Source organism: Streptomyces sp. NPDC085931 (genome assembly GCF_044540565.1).
Classification (GTDB): Bacteria; Actinomycetota; Actinomycetes; order Streptomycetales; family Streptomycetaceae; genus Streptomyces.
This window is the reverse complement of record NZ_JBITSK010000006.1, coordinates 31,193-44,461: the sequence shown is the minus strand read 5'-3', so window position 1 is coordinate 44,461 and position 13,269 is coordinate 31,193. Positions and strand designations below refer to the sequence as shown.

At 74.1% G+C, this 13,269-nt stretch carries 13 protein-coding genes; 8 read left to right on the top strand and 5 right to left on the bottom strand.

All coding sequences use genetic code 11. The features are described 5' to 3' along the window. The first annotated feature begins 77 nt into the window (after positions 1-77). Complete coding sequence (locus ACIGAN_RS13730) at positions 78-1,016, top strand: cation diffusion facilitator family transporter (protein WP_399857291.1); 939 nt, start codon at positions 78-80, stop codon at positions 1,014-1,016. A gap of 290 nt (positions 1,017-1,306) precedes the next feature. After that, positions 1,307-1,900 (top strand): isopentenyl-diphosphate Delta-isomerase, encoded by a 594-nt coding sequence (idi, locus tag ACIGAN_RS13725; RefSeq protein ID WP_365095394.1) that lies wholly within the window; start codon positions 1,307-1,309, stop codon positions 1,898-1,900. A 22-nt stretch (positions 1,901-1,922) separates the two neighbouring features. Here the strand turns inward: idi and ACIGAN_RS13720 are convergent, their stop codons facing one another. Beyond that, a complete protein-coding gene (locus ACIGAN_RS13720) occupies positions 1,923-2,429 on the bottom strand; it encodes an ATP-binding protein (RefSeq protein ID WP_365095585.1) in 507 nt (168 codons plus the stop codon). Between the two features lie 218 nt (positions 2,430-2,647). On the opposite strand from ACIGAN_RS13720, the gene ACIGAN_RS13715 reads away from it, so the two are divergent. Beyond that, positions 2,648-3,403 (top strand): enoyl-CoA hydratase/isomerase family protein, encoded by a 756-nt coding sequence (locus tag ACIGAN_RS13715; protein ID WP_365740434.1) that lies wholly within the window; start codon positions 2,648-2,650, stop codon positions 3,401-3,403. On the opposite strand, the gene ACIGAN_RS13710 is transcribed toward ACIGAN_RS13715, so the two are convergent. Then, positions 3,390-4,025: a DJ-1/PfpI family protein gene (locus ACIGAN_RS13710; RefSeq protein WP_399857288.1), complete on the bottom strand. Its 636-nt coding sequence runs from the start codon at positions 4,023-4,025 to the stop codon at positions 3,390-3,392. The genes ACIGAN_RS13715 and ACIGAN_RS13710 overlap by 14 nt on opposite strands. Positions 4,026-4,052: 27 nt before the next feature. Further along, a complete protein-coding gene (locus tag ACIGAN_RS13705; RefSeq protein ID WP_399857286.1) occupies positions 4,053-5,012 on the bottom strand; it encodes a GlxA family transcriptional regulator in 960 nt (319 codons plus the stop codon). Positions 5,013-5,126: 114 nt separating this feature from the next. Between ACIGAN_RS13705 and ACIGAN_RS13700 the strand changes: the two genes are divergently transcribed. The 4 genes from ACIGAN_RS13700 to ACIGAN_RS13685 all read left to right on the top strand — a co-directional run bounded on the left by ACIGAN_RS13700 (position 5,127) and on the right by ACIGAN_RS13685 (position 9,469). Continuing rightward, a complete protein-coding gene (locus ACIGAN_RS13700) occupies positions 5,127-5,996 on the top strand; it encodes an SCO6745 family protein (RefSeq protein ID WP_399857284.1) in 870 nt (289 codons plus the stop codon). Between the two features lie 141 nt (positions 5,997-6,137). Further along, a complete protein-coding gene (locus ACIGAN_RS13695; RefSeq protein WP_256122763.1) occupies positions 6,138-6,269 on the top strand; it encodes an LPFR motif small protein in 132 nt (43 codons plus the stop codon). A gap of 100 nt (positions 6,270-6,369) precedes the next feature. Continuing rightward, the gene (locus ACIGAN_RS13690; protein WP_399857282.1) at positions 6,370-8,829 is read left to right on the top strand and encodes a Tex family protein; all 2,460 of its coding nucleotides are present in this window, start codon (positions 6,370-6,372) and stop codon (positions 8,827-8,829) included. A gap of 82 nt (positions 8,830-8,911) precedes the next feature. After that, complete coding sequence (locus ACIGAN_RS13685) at positions 8,912-9,469, top strand: putative glycolipid-binding domain-containing protein (RefSeq protein ID WP_365098797.1); 558 nt, start codon at positions 8,912-8,914, stop codon at positions 9,467-9,469. Here ACIGAN_RS13685 and ACIGAN_RS13680 read toward each other — a convergent pair. Continuing rightward, entirely contained in the window at positions 9,466-11,106 is a 1,641-nt protein-coding gene (locus tag ACIGAN_RS13680; RefSeq protein ID WP_399857279.1) for an ABC-F family ATP-binding cassette domain-containing protein, read from the bottom strand. The genes ACIGAN_RS13685 and ACIGAN_RS13680 overlap by 4 nt on opposite strands. Positions 11,107-11,139: 33 nt before the next feature. Further along, a complete protein-coding gene (locus ACIGAN_RS13675; protein WP_399857277.1) occupies positions 11,140-12,177 on the bottom strand; it encodes an oxidoreductase in 1,038 nt (345 codons plus the stop codon). Positions 12,178-12,243: 66 nt separating this feature from the next. Here ACIGAN_RS13675 and ACIGAN_RS13670 point away from each other — a divergent pair, with 66 nt between their 5' ends. Further along, positions 12,244-13,194, top strand: coding sequence for an NAD(P)/FAD-dependent oxidoreductase (locus ACIGAN_RS13670; protein WP_399857275.1), 951 nt, complete (start codon positions 12,244-12,246; stop codon positions 13,192-13,194). Positions 13,195-13,269 lie beyond the last annotated feature (75 nt).

The window sequence follows — 13,269 nt, the reverse complement described above, 5'->3', positions numbered from 1 at the left end:
CGCGTTGCGGATACCCCCTCCCCGTAGTTCACTGGGGTGCCCGAGCAGGATGAGGCGGACGCGGAGGGTGGCTTTTCATGGGGGCTGGGCACGATCACGGGCACGCGCACGGAGGGCCGGGCGGCGCCACGGCGACCTCGGCGTACCGGGGCCGGCTGCGGGTCGCGCTGGCGATCACGCTCGGCGTCGTGGCGGTCCAGATCGTCGGTGGCGTCCTCGCCGACTCGCTGGCGCTGGTCGCGGACTCGGCCCACATGGCGACGGACGCGCTGGGCCTGGCCATGGCGCTGCTGGCGATCCACTTCGCGAACCGCCCGCCGAGCGACCGGGCCACCTTCGGCTACGCGCGCGCCGAGATACTGGCCGCCCTGGCCAACTGCCTGCTGCTGCTGGGGGCCGGCGGGTACGTGGTGTACGAGTCGGTGCAGCGCTTCCTCACCCCGGCGCAGACCGAGGGCCGGCTGGCGCTGCTGTTCGGTGCGATCGGCCTGGTGGCGAACCTGGTGTCGCTGGCGCTGCTGATGCGGGGCCAGAAGGAGAGCCTGAACGTGCGCGGCGCGTTCCTGGAGGTGGCGGCGGACGCGCTGGGGTCCCTCACGGTGATCGTCTCCGCTGTGGTGATCATGCTCACGGGGTGGCAGGCGGCCGACCCGGTCGCCTCGCTCGTCATCGCGCTGATGATCGTGCCCCGGACCCTGAAGCTGCTGCGCGAGACCCTCGACGTGCTGCTGGAGGCGGCCCCCAAGGGCGTCGACATGGCGCAGGTGCGGGCGCACATCCTCGCCACGGACGGGGTGGAGGACGTCCACGACCTGCACGCCTGGACCATCACCTCGGGCATGCCGGTGCTGTCGGCCCATGTGGTCGTCAGCTCGGAGACGCTGAACGCGACGGGCCACGAGAAGATGCTGCACGAGCTGCAGAACTGCCTCGGGGACCACTTCGATGTGGAGCACTGCACCTTCCAGCTGGAGCCGGGCGGGCACGCGGAGCACGAGGCGCGTCTCTGTCACTGACGCACCTCCGAGGCGCGCGAGACCCATGGGGCGCGTGACGTCCGGTGTGCGCCGGGGTGCACGACCCTCCGGCGCGCGCCCGCGCCGAAGGCTCTCACCGCATCGGCGGAGACGATTTTCGGCCCATCGGCCCGGGCACGATCCCCTGCGGGGTCCCTCTTTCCGGCGTCCCGGCGACGCCTCCCGCGCTCCCCCGCCGCCGCGCGGGACATGCGGGCGGCAGCGAAGTGCCGGGAGTGCCGGATTCGTACGGCAGACTTGGGGCGCGAAGACCGATGTGAAGGATGGGTATGCCGATCACACCTGCCACCGCGACGCACAGCTCGTCGAACGGCACCGCGGACGCGATTCTGCTGGAACTGGTCGACGAGGACGGCGAGACGATCGGCACCGCGGAGAAGCTCGCCGCCCACCAGCCGCCCGGGCAGTTGCACCGCGCGTTCTCGGTGTTCCTCTTCGACGAGTACGGCCGGCTGCTGCTCCAGCAGCGCGCGCTGGGCAAGTACCACTCCCCCGGTGTGTGGTCCAACACCTGCTGCGGGCATCCGTACCCGGGTGAGGCGCCCTTCGCGGCGGCGGCGCGGCGCACCTTCGAGGAGCTCGGCGCCTCCCCGTCCCTGCTGGCCGAGGCGGGCACGGTCCGCTACAACCACCCGGACCCGGAGTCGGGACTGGTGGAGCAGGAGTACAACCACCTCTTCGTCGGCATGGTGCAGGCCGTGCTGCGGCCGGACCCGGCCGAGGTGGCGTCGACGGCGTTCGTGACCCCGCCGGAGCTCGCGGAGCGGCACGCCAAGGACACGTTCTCCTCCTGGTTCATGACCGTCCTGGACGCCGCCCGACCGGCGATCAGGGAGCTGACGGGCACCTCGGCGGGCTGGTGAGGCGGGACTTTACGGACACGGCCTAGGGGAAGCGGGTGGGGCGGAGGGGGAGGGCGGCCCAGATCACCTTGCCGCCGCTCGCGGTGTGCTCGACCTCGCACACACCGCCCGCCTCGCGGGTGATCTCGCGGACGAGGAGCAGGCCGCGGCCCCCGGTCCGGCCGTGGTCGGTCTCCAGGGCCGTCGGCCGGTAGGGGTGGTTGTCCTCCACGGACACCCGGAGCCATTCGGCGCCGACGGCCAGTTCGACCGCGATCGTCGGCGACAGCACGGCCGCGTGTTTCACGGCGTTGGTCACCAGCTCCGAGACGATCAGCAGCAGCCCCTGGGCCACGTCGTCCGCGGCCGGCACCCCCTGACGGCGCAGCAGGTCCCGTACGGCGTGCCGCGCCTGCGGGACCGAGGCGTCGACGGCCGGCGCGGTGAAGCGCCAGACCCCTTCGTACGGCAGCGGACCCGCCGGTCCGGCGCCCAGGGGCGCCGCGCCGCCCTCTGGGCGTGGGCCGGACCCGCGCCCGTCGTCGTCCATCGTCCGGTCGCCACCCTCGCGCTCGATTGTCGCCACACGTCGAGTGTTGGTAACGATGCGCTCCGGACCCCAGGGCTGAACAGAAGTCAGCAAGTATCGAGCACTTCTGACCGTTGGCGTATGACACGGTCAGTTGTGGGACTGGTCCTGTCCCTGTTGTGCCGTCTCGGCGAACTATTCGGGTTGTACGGGTTTGGCCTCCGGATAGCATCCAGCGCATGGATCCGCAGCTGCAGCACAGCGTGGCCGAGTCGGTCGCGACGGTCGTCATCAGCCACCCGCGGAAGCGCAACGCCATGACGGCCGCGATGTGGCGCGCCCTGCCGCCGCTGCTCGCGGAGCTCGCGGACGACCCGGCCGTGCGGGTGCTGGTGCTCACCGGGGAGGGCGGGACGTTCTGCGCCGGAGCCGACATCTCCACGCTGCGGGGCTCGCCGCAGGAGGCGCAGGGGCTGGCCGTGCGGGCCGAGGAGGCGCTCGCGGCGTTCCCGAAGCCGACGCTCGCGGCGATCCGCGGGCACTGCGTGGGCGGCGGCGCGCAACTCGCGGCGGCCTGCGATCTGCGGTTCGCCGAGGAGGGCGCGCTGTTCGGGGTGACGCCCGCGAAGCTCGGCATCGTGTACCCCTCGTCCGCCACCCGGCGGCTGGTGTCCCTGGTGGGACCGGCCACCGCCAAGTACCTGCTGTTCTCGGCGGAGTTGATCGACGCGCGACGCGCGCTGCGCACCGGCCTGGTCGACGAGGTGCTGCCCGCGGGCGAACTCGGCACCCGGGTCGCCGAGTTCGCCCGGATCCTGGTGTCCCGCTCGCAGCTGACGCAGGCGGCGGCCAAGGAGTTCGCGGACGGCCGCACGGACCGGGACGCGCACTGGGCCGGACAGGCGCGCGCGAGCGGCGACACCGCGGAAGGGGTCGGCGCGTTCCTGGAGCGCAGGCCGCCCCGGTTCGGCTGGAGCGTGCCTACGTCAGGATGAGCCCGGCGTGGGTCCGGACCAGGTCGACCAGGTGCGACGGGGCCTTCTCGGGTGATCCGGCGTCGTAGGGCGGCTGGGGGTCGTACTCGGTGGCCAGCTGGACGACGCGCGCGTGGTCGTCGCCGGCGATCCGGCCGAGCAGGGTCAGCCCCATGTCGATGCCGGAGGAGACGCCGGCGGCGGTGACGTACTTGCCGTCGGTTACGACCCGCTCCCCCGTGGGTTCGGCGCCGTGGCGGGCGAGTTCCTCCAGGGCCAGCCAGTGGGAGGTGGCGCGGCGGCCCCGCAGGAGCCCGGCCGCCGCGAGCAGCAGGGAGCCGGTGCACACGGACGTCGTCCAGGTGCTGGTGGCGTCGGCGGCGCGCAGCCAGGCGAGCAGGGGTCCGTCCGCCGCCAGCGGCAGTGGGCCCGGGCCGCCGGGGACGACGACGATGTCGGGGTGCGGCACGTCGGACAGGGCGCGGTCGGCGGTGAGCGCGAGAGTGCCCGAGTCGTTCCGCACGGGTCCGGGCTCCTCGGCGACGAAGACGGTCTGCGCGCCCGGGAGCCGCCCGAGGGTCTCGTAGGGGCCGACGGCGTCGAGGGCGGTGAAGCGGTCGTAGAGGACGATGGCGATCTGCACGGGGTGCCTTCCGGTCGGGTGCGGTGGTCAGGGTGCCGGGGCGGGGCGGAAACGGCGGCGGTACTCCGCGGGGGGCGTGCCCAGAGCCTTGACGAAGGCGCGGCGCATGGCCTCCGGCGTGCCGTAGCCGCTGGTGCGGGAGATCTCCTCGATGCCGTCGGCCGTGTCCTCCAGGAGGCGGCGGGCGTGTTCGAGGCGGACGCGGTCCACGTAGCGGCCGGGTGTCATGCCGGTCTCGGCGCGGAAGGCGCGGGCGAAGTGGCGGGGCGAGAGACGGGCCCGGGCGGCGAGGGACTCGACGGACAGGTCGGCGTCCGGGCGCTCGGCGATGTGGCGCTGCACCTCGCGCAGGGGCTCGCGACGGGCGGTCTGGGCCGCCAGCTGGGCGCTGAACTGCGCCTGGTTGCCCGGCCGGCGCAGGAAGACCACCAGGTGCCGGGCGACGGTGAGGGCCGCGTCCCGGCCCAGGTCCTCCTCCACCAGGGCGAGGGCGAGGTCGATGCCGGCGGTGACACCGGCCGAGGTGGCCACGTGCCCGTCGCGGACGTAGACCGGGTCGGGGTCGACCTCGACGGCCGGATGGTCGCGGGCGAGCCGGTCGCAGTAGGCCCAGTGGGTCGTGGCCCGGCGGCCGTCCAGCAGCCCGGCCGCGGCGAGCACGGTCGCGCCGGTGCACACGGAGACCAGCCGCCCGGCGCGCGGCCCGTGCTCGCGCACCCAGTCGACCAGTCGCGCGTCGGGCCGCAGGCCGCCCGTGCCGCCGGGGACGAGGAGGACGTCCGGGTCGGGGGCACCGGCCAGGGGCGAGTCGGGGACGAGGGCGAGGCCGCTGGTGGTCCGTACCGGGGCCCCGTCCAGGGAGGCCGTGCGGATCCGGTACGTCCCCGGGGCGAGCAGTTCCGCGCCCGCGAAGACCTCCACCGGTCCGGTCACGTCGAGACTCTGCACGCCGTCGTAGAGGACGGCGAGAACCGTGCGCTGGGCCATGCCGTCGATGGTGCGCGGGCGCGGCGCACGGCCGCAATGACGAATACCCCACCTTTCCTGCCCTGCGGCACACGGCAGCGGAGGTCATACCAAGCGGTTGGTAACCTGCGACCCATGACGACTGCCGCCCTGGAGCCGCGCGCCGGCCGACGCTGTCACAACGTGCTCAACTCCCTGCACGCGACGCACTACTTCTCGCCGGACCTCGGCCGGGAACTGGCCGCCGTCGGGGTCACCGACCCCCGGGCCGTGAACTTCGCCGTGCGGTCCGCCGCCTTCGGTCCGGTCGGCGCGGGGGCGGTGGCCGCGGCCTTCTACAACTACCGGTACGAACTCGTGGCCCGGCATGTGCCCGCGGTGTGGGAGACCGCCACGCCCGCACAGGTGCTGGCCGCACGCGTGCGTGCCGTGGACGCGACCCTGCGCCGGCTGCTCGGTGAGGAGGCCCTGGCGTCGGCGGAGATGGCGGAGGCCGCCCGGCTCGCCCTGCGGGCCGCCGAGGCCTGTGCGCGCGAGGCACGGCCGCTGTACGCCGCCCACGCCGACCTGCCCGTCCCCGAGGAGCCGCACCTGAGGTACTGGCACGCGGCGACCCTGCTGCGCGAGCACCGGGGCGACGGGCACCTGGCCGCCCTGGTGTCCGCGGGCCTGGACGGCCTGGAGGCCCTGGTGACCCATACCGCCACGGGCAAGGGCATGACGCCGAAGTGGGTGTTCGCCACCCGGGGCTGGAGCCGGGAGGACTGGGACGCCGCCTCGCAACGGCTGCGCGAGCGCGGGCTGCTGGACGAGAGCGGCGAGCTCACCGGGCAGGGCGCCGCCCTGCGCGACGAGATCGAGCGGGTCACGGACCGCCTCGACCGGGCCCCGTACGAGCACCTGGGAGCGGAGGGCGTGGCCCGGCTGACCGAGCTGGGCACGGCGTTCGCGCGGGCCGCAGCCATGGCGGGGGCGTTCCCGGCGGACCTGATCGGCAAGGCCTGAGGGTCCGTCGCGGGGCCGGCTCCCGCCCTGCCGGGGACCGCGCCCGGCACGCGTGTTCGGCCGTGACGCATGGTGAGCCGTCTGCGCGGTACCCGTTCTCCGACCGGCCGGCGCGGCCGGGAGTGGAGAAAGGGGAATTTCGTGTTCCGTGCTATCGCAGACGTGCTGCGCCAGATCGGCGGGGCCATCGCCACCGTCGTGACGCTGCCCTTCCGGGCGGTGGCCCGGCTCTTCGGCGGGGCCTCGTCCTCCACCCGCAGCCGCCGGGCCTGACCGCCGCCGACGGGCCGCCGCGTGCCGCCCTGATCCCCGGGTGTCGGTGTCACCTGCCACAATTGCCGCGCAACCTCAGCGGAGAAGGCGGTACGGGATCGTGACGACACCCGGGTCCAACGGGTCCACCAGCGCAGTGTCCATCGAAGGCAGGATCGCCGAGGAGCTCGGCGTACGGGAGCGGCAGGTCAGGGCCGCCGTGGAACTGCTCGACGGCGGTTCCACGGTGCCCTTCATCGCCCGTTACCGCAAGGAAGCGACCGAGATGCTCGACGACGCGCAGCTGCGCGCGATCGAGGAGCGGCTGCGCTACCTGCGGGAGCTGGAGGAGCGGCGGGCCGCGATCCTGGAGTCGGTGCGCGAGCAGGGCAAGCTCACCGACGAGCTCGAGGCGCGGATCCGGGGCGCGGAGACCAAGGCGCGCCTGGAGGACATCTACCTCCCGTACAAGCCCAAGCGGCGCACCAAGGCGCAGATCGCCCGCGAGGCGGGCCTGGAGCCGCTGGCGGAGGGGCTGCTCGGCGATCCGACCGTCGAGCCCTTGTCCGCGGCCGGCGCGTTCGTCGACGCGGACAAGGGCGTGGCCGATCCGCAGGCCGCCCTCGACGGCGCCCGGGCGATCCTGACCGAGCGGTTCGCCGAGGACGCCGACCTGATCGGCGAGTTGCGCGAACGCATGTGGGTGCGCGGACGGCTGGTCGCCAAGGTGCGCGAGGGCAAGGAGGAGGCGGGCGCGAAGTTCGCCGACTACTTCGACTTCGCCGAGCCGTTCACGGAGCTGCCCTCGCACCGCGTCCTGGCGATGCTGCGGGGCGAGAAGGAGGAGGTCCTCGACCTCGTCCTGGAGCCCGAGGAGCCGACCGACGGCCCGTCGTCGTACGAGGGGATCGTCGCGCACCGGTTCGGGATCGCCGACCGGGGCCGCCCCGCCGACAAGTGGCTGAAGGACACGGTCCGCTGGGCGTGGCGCACCCGCATCCTCGTCCACCTCGGCATCGACCTCAGGCTGCGGCTGCGCACGGCCGCGGAGGACGAGGCCGTGCGGGTCTTCGCCGCGAACCTGCGCGACCTGCTGCTCGCCGCCCCGGCGGGCACGCGCGCGACGCTCGGCCTCGACCCCGGTTTCCGTACCGGTGTGAAGGTCGCCGTGGTCGACGCGACCGGCAAGGTCGTCGCCACGGACGTCATCCACCCGCACGTCCCGGCCAACCGGTGGGACGAGGCCATCGCCAAGCTGGCCCGGCTGGCGAAGGAGCACGCGGTCGAGCTGATCGCCATCGGCAACGGCACCGCCTCCCGCGAGACCGACAAGCTCGCCGGGGAACTGATCGCCCGGCACCCGGAGCTGAACCTCACGAAGGTGATGGTCTCCGAGGCGGGCGCGTCGGTGTACTCGGCGTCCGCGTTCGCCTCGCAGGAGCTGCCCGACATGGACGTGTCGCTGCGCGGCGCCGTGTCGATCGCCCGCCGGCTGCAGGACCCGCTGGCCGAGCTGGTGAAGATCGACCCGAAGTCGATCGGCGTCGGCCAGTACCAGCACGACCTGTCCGAGGTGAAGCTGTCGCGCTCGCTGGACGCGGTGGTGGAGGACTGTGTGAACGGCGTGGGCGTGGACGTCAACACGGCCTCGGCGCCGCTGCTGGCCCGGGTCTCCGGCATCACCTCCGGGCTCGCCGAGAACATCGTGGCGCACCGCGACCAGAACGGGCCGTTCACGTCCCGCAGCCAGCTGAAGAAGGTGGCGCGGCTCGGCCCGAAGGCCTTCGAGCAGTGCGCGGGCTTCCTGCGGATCCGCGGCGGCGACGACCCGCTGGACGCCTCCAGCGTGCACCCGGAGGCCTACCCGGTGGTCCGGCGCATGGTGAAGACGACCGGGCAGGAGGTCGCCGCGCTCATCGGCAACACGTCCGTGCTGCGCTCGCTGAGGCCGCAGGACTTCGTCGACGACTCCTTCGGTCTGCCGACGGTGACCGACATCCTCAAGGAGCTGGAGAAGCCGGGCCGCGACCCGCGTCCGGCGTTCAGGACGGCCGCCTTCAAGGAGGGCGTGGAGAAGATCTCCGACCTGTCGTCCGGGATGATCCTGGAGGGCGTCGTGACCAACGTGGCCGCCTTCGGGGCGTTCGTCGACGTCGGCGTCCACCAGGACGGCCTGGTGCACGTGTCCGCGATGTCGAAGACGTTCGTCAAGGACCCGCGGGACGTGGTCAAGCCCGGCGACATCGTCAAGGTGAAGGTCCTCGACGTCGACATCCCGCGCAAGCGGATCTCGCTGACGCTGCGGCTGGACGACGAGGCGGCCCCGCAGGACGGCCAGGGCGGTGGGTCCGGCGAGCGGGAGCGCCGCCAGCGGGGCGGGCGCCCGCCGCAGCAGCGGCAGGGCGGGGGCGGCGGCCGCGGCGGTCAGGGCGGTGGCCGGAGCGGCGGCCGGGGTGCCCAGGGCGGCGGTCGCGGGGGCCAGGGCGGCGGGTCGCGTCAGGCGCCCGCGCCGGCGAACAGCGCGATGGCCGACGCGCTGCGCCGGGCCGGTCTGGTCGATCCCAAAAACGGCCGTCGCTGAGCGCTTCGACGGAGCTGCCGTGGGGATCCGCGCCTCGACCGCGGCCCCGCGCCGCACGCAGGGGCGGATCTAGACTGGGTTCATGTCCGCCGCACGTGTCCTCACGTGGGAAGTGTCCGCGAGCCGGGGGTTCGAGACCGCCTGGGTCCAGGTGCGGGACGGCGTGCTGCGGGCACGTGGGCGGGCCGTCGGGACCGAGCCGGAGCCCTACTGGGTCACCTACGACCTGGACACCGGCGACGGGTTCGTCACCCGGCGACTGCGGGTGACGGTCGAGACCGCCGGCGGCAGCCGCACGCTCGATCTGCGGCACGACGGCGGAGGCGGATGGTCCGCGGACGGCGAGCGGCTCCCGGCCGTCGACGGGGCCCTCGACTGCGCTCTCGGGCTGTGCCCGCTGACCGACAGCGTGCCGGTGCTGCGGCACGGGCTCCATCGGGGGCCGGGCGAGGTGGAGTTGCTCATGGCCCGGGTGTCCGTGCCGGACCTGGCGGTGCGGCCGGCGCGGCAGACGTACACGCATCTGCGTCCCGGGCGCATCCGGTACGCCTGCGGTGACGTCCGCGGCGACCTGGAGTGCGACGAGGAGGGGTTCGTCGTCGACCACCCCTCCCCGGCGAGGCGTCTGGCGGCCGTCTAGCGCTCGGTCACCTTGCCGTCCGCGACCTCCAGACGGCGGGTCACGCGCACGGCGTCCAGCATGCGGCGGTCGTGCGTGACCAGCAGGAGGGTGCCCTCGTAGGCGTCGAGGGCCGACTCCAGTTGCTCGATGGCCGGCAGGTCCAGGTGGTTGGTGGGCTCGTCGAGGACCAGGAGGTTGACGCCCCGGCCCTGCAGCAGGGCCAGGGCGGCCCGGGTGCGCTCGCCCGGGGAGAGGGTCGCCGCGGGGCGCAGCACGTGGTCCGTCTTGAGGCCGAACTTGGCCAGCAGGGTGCGGATCTCGGCCGGTTCGGTGTCCGGGACGGCCGCGCGGAACGCGTCGAGCAGGGACTCCTCGCCGTGGAACAGCTTGCGGGCCTGGTCGACCTCGCCGAGCAGGACACCCGAGCCGAGCGCGGCGTGCCCGGCGTCCAGCGGGATCCGGCCGAGCAGGGCGGCGAGCAGGGTGGACTTGCCCGCGCCGTTCGCGCCGGTCACCGCCACGCGGTCGGCCCAGTCGATCTGGAGGGACACCGGGCCGAGGACGAAGCCGCCGCGGCGCACCTCGGCGTCCCGCAGGGTCGCGACGACGGCGCCCGAGCGGGGCGCCGACGCGATCTCCATGCGCAGTTCCCACTCCTTGCGGGGCTCCTCGACGACGTCCAGGCGCTCGATCATGCGCTGGGTCTGGCGGGCCTTCGCGGCCTGCTTCTCGCTGGCCTCGCTGCGGAACTTGCGGCCGATCTTGTCGTTGTCGTTGCCCGCCTTGCGGCGCGCGTTCTTCACGCCCTTGTCCATCCAGGAGCGCTGCATCTGCGCGCGGTCCTGGAGGGCCGCCTTCTTGTCGGCGTACTCCTCGTACTCGTCGCGGGCGTGCCGCCGGGCGACGTCCCGTTCCTCCAGGTAGGCCGCGTAGCCACCGCCGTAGAGGTTGATCTCTCCCTGGGCGAGGTCGAGTTCGAGGACCTTGGTGACCGAGCGGGTGAGGAACTCGCGGTCGTGGCTGACGACCACCGTGCCGGCGCGCAGGCCGGAGACGAAGCGTTCGAGGCGCTCCAGGCCGTCCAGGTCGAGGTCGTTGGTCGGCTCGTCCAGCAGGAAGACGTCGTAGCGGGACAGCAGCAGCGAGGCCAGGGAGGCGCGGGCGGCCTGGCCGCCGGACAGGGAGGTCATCGGCTGGTCGAGGTCGATCGCGAGGCCGAGGGAGTCGGCGACCTCCTCGGCGCGGTCGTCGAGGTCGGCGCCGCCGAGGCCGAGCCAGCGCTCCAGGGCGACGGCGTAGGCGTCGTCGGCGCCGGGCGCGCCGTCGACCAGGCCCTGGGTCGCCTCGTCCATGAGCCGCTGGGCCTCGGCGACGCCGGTGCGGCGGGCCAGGAGCGCCCGGACGGTCTCGCCGGGCCGGCGGTCGGGCTCCTGCGGCAGATGGCCGACGGTGGCGGTCGGCGGGGACAGGCGTAGCTCGCCCCGCTCGGGCGGGGTGAGGCCGGCGAGCATCCGGAGCAGGGTGGACTTGCCCGCGCCGTTGGCGCCGACCAGGCCGATGACGTCGCCAGGGGCCACGACGAGGTCGAGTCCGGTGAACAGGGCGCGGTCGCCGTGACCGGCGGCGAGGTTCTTGGCGACGAGGGTGGCAGTCATCAGGGGGCCGATCCTAGTGGGCCGCCGCGAGGGTCACGGCCCGTGGGCCACCGCCGTCGCCAGGACGCTTCCCGTGGTGCGCGCGACGAGGAAGGACTGCCCCTTCACCGCCTTCGGGTCCAGGGCGAGACGGTGGCGGCCCGGCTCCAGGACGCCGTCGAAGAGGTCGTGGATGCGGGTGCGCGAGAGCCGGTCGAGGCGGTAGGCGGTGAGGGTGACCCGGCAGGCGGAGGTGACGTCGACGTCCGCGCCGGTGCCGTCGGCGGTCAGGGCGGTGAGGCGGCGCTGTCCGGCGGGGCTGCGGTCCAGGGCGTGTTCGATCTGGGCGACGAGGAGCGGGACGATCGGGGCGAGGCCGTCGACGTGGGCGACCGGGACCCGGGCGTGTGCGAAGGCGCGGCGGACGGCGGCCCGTTCCCGGTCGGCGGTGTCCGGGCCGAAGACGACGGCGCCGTAGCCGCGCAGTTCGTCGGCGGGCACGCCGTCGGCGTCGTGGGCGATGTCGGCGCCGACGCCGATGGTGCGTAACGCGGCGGCGAGGCGGGCCAGGACGGCGACGCGGGCGCCGATCAGCAGGATACGGCGGCGGGGGTCCGGGGCGGAGCCGTCGAGCAGGGCGGTCAGGGCAGCACGGTATTCGCCGCCGCGGAAGCGGAACGGGCCGATACCGTGGTAGCCGTTGCGTTCGAGGTCGGCGTGTTCGCCGGTCTGCCAGGCGAAGTCACGCCAGATGACGTCCTCCCCGTCGGGGCGGATCACCGCGGTGACGGCGCCGCAGGCCAGGTCCGCGCACTCCGGGCAGCCGTAGACGACGTACCGGCCTCCGGGCAGCGGGGCCGGGCTCTCCAGGAGCAGGCTGCGGACCTGGGCGGTGAAGATCGCGGGTGGGACGTCGGAGGCGAGCGGGGAGACCGCGTCGAGGTCGGAGAGCCGGAACAGCAGAGGGCGGCCGTCGACGATGAAGTCCAGGAAGTCCCGGTGGACCTGGTAGCCACCGTCCGTGAGGACTCCGCCGGCCCGCATCGCGGGGGCCAGGCCGAAGGTCGTGTACTGGGCGTACTCGGCGCACATGGAGTGAGTATCCCCACACATGGCGTGATGTGAGCACGGCATGACGTATTCCGCTACGGTCCGGCCATGGCAGACGAACCGGGTGACGAGATCGTGGTGGTCGGAGGCGGGGTCGTCGGGCTGACGACCGCGGTGGTGCTCGCCGAGCGGGGGCGGCGGGTGCGGCTGTGGACGCGGGACCCCGCCGAGGCGACCACCTCCGCCGTTGCGGGTGCGCTGTGGTGGCCCTACCGGATCGAGCCGGCCCCCCTGGCGCGGGCGTGGGGCCTGCGGTCGCTGGAGGTGTACGAGGGGCTGGCGGGGCGGGGCGGGCGGGCCGGCGTACGCATGGTCGAAGGGGTACTGGGCGAGACCCGGCTCGACGAGGTGGCGGGGTGGCTGGCGGAGCGGGTGCCGGGGCTGCGGTCCACCACGGCCGGGGAGTACGCGGGGCCGGGGGTGCGGGCTCGGCTGCCGCTCATCGACATGCCGGTGCATCTGGCGTGGCTGCGGGAGCGGTTCGTCGCGGCGGGCGGGGTGGTCGAGGCGCGTGCGGTGTCCTCGTTCGCGGAGGCCGACGCGCCGGTGGTGGTGAACTGCACGGGGCTCGCGGCGCGGGAGCTGGTGCCGGATCCGTCCGTGCGGCCGGTACGCGGGCAGCTGGTCGTCGTGGAGAACCCCGGCATCGACACCTGGCTGGTCTCCAGCGACGCGGCCGGGCAGTACGCGTATCTGTTCCCGCAGCCGGGCGGGCTCGTCCTCGGCGGCACGGCGGAGGAGGACGCGTGGTCCCTGGAGCCGGACCCGGTGACGGCCGAGGCGATCGTCACGCGCTGTGCGGCGCTGCGGCCGGAGGTCGCCGGGGCGAAGGTGCTGGCCCACCGGGTCGGGCTGCGCCCCGCCCGCCCGGCGGTCCGCCTGGAACGCGACGCCCTGCCGGACGGCCGTCTCCTGGTGCACAACTACGGCCACGGCGGCGCGGGCGTCACGGTGGCGTGGGGCTGCGCGGAGGAGGCGGCGGAATTGATCACGGGCTGAGGCGGAGCCCGGCCCTGGGTTGCCGGGGGCCGGGAGCGGCGCGCGGGCGGCGGGGGGGCGGCGCCGAGGTGCGGG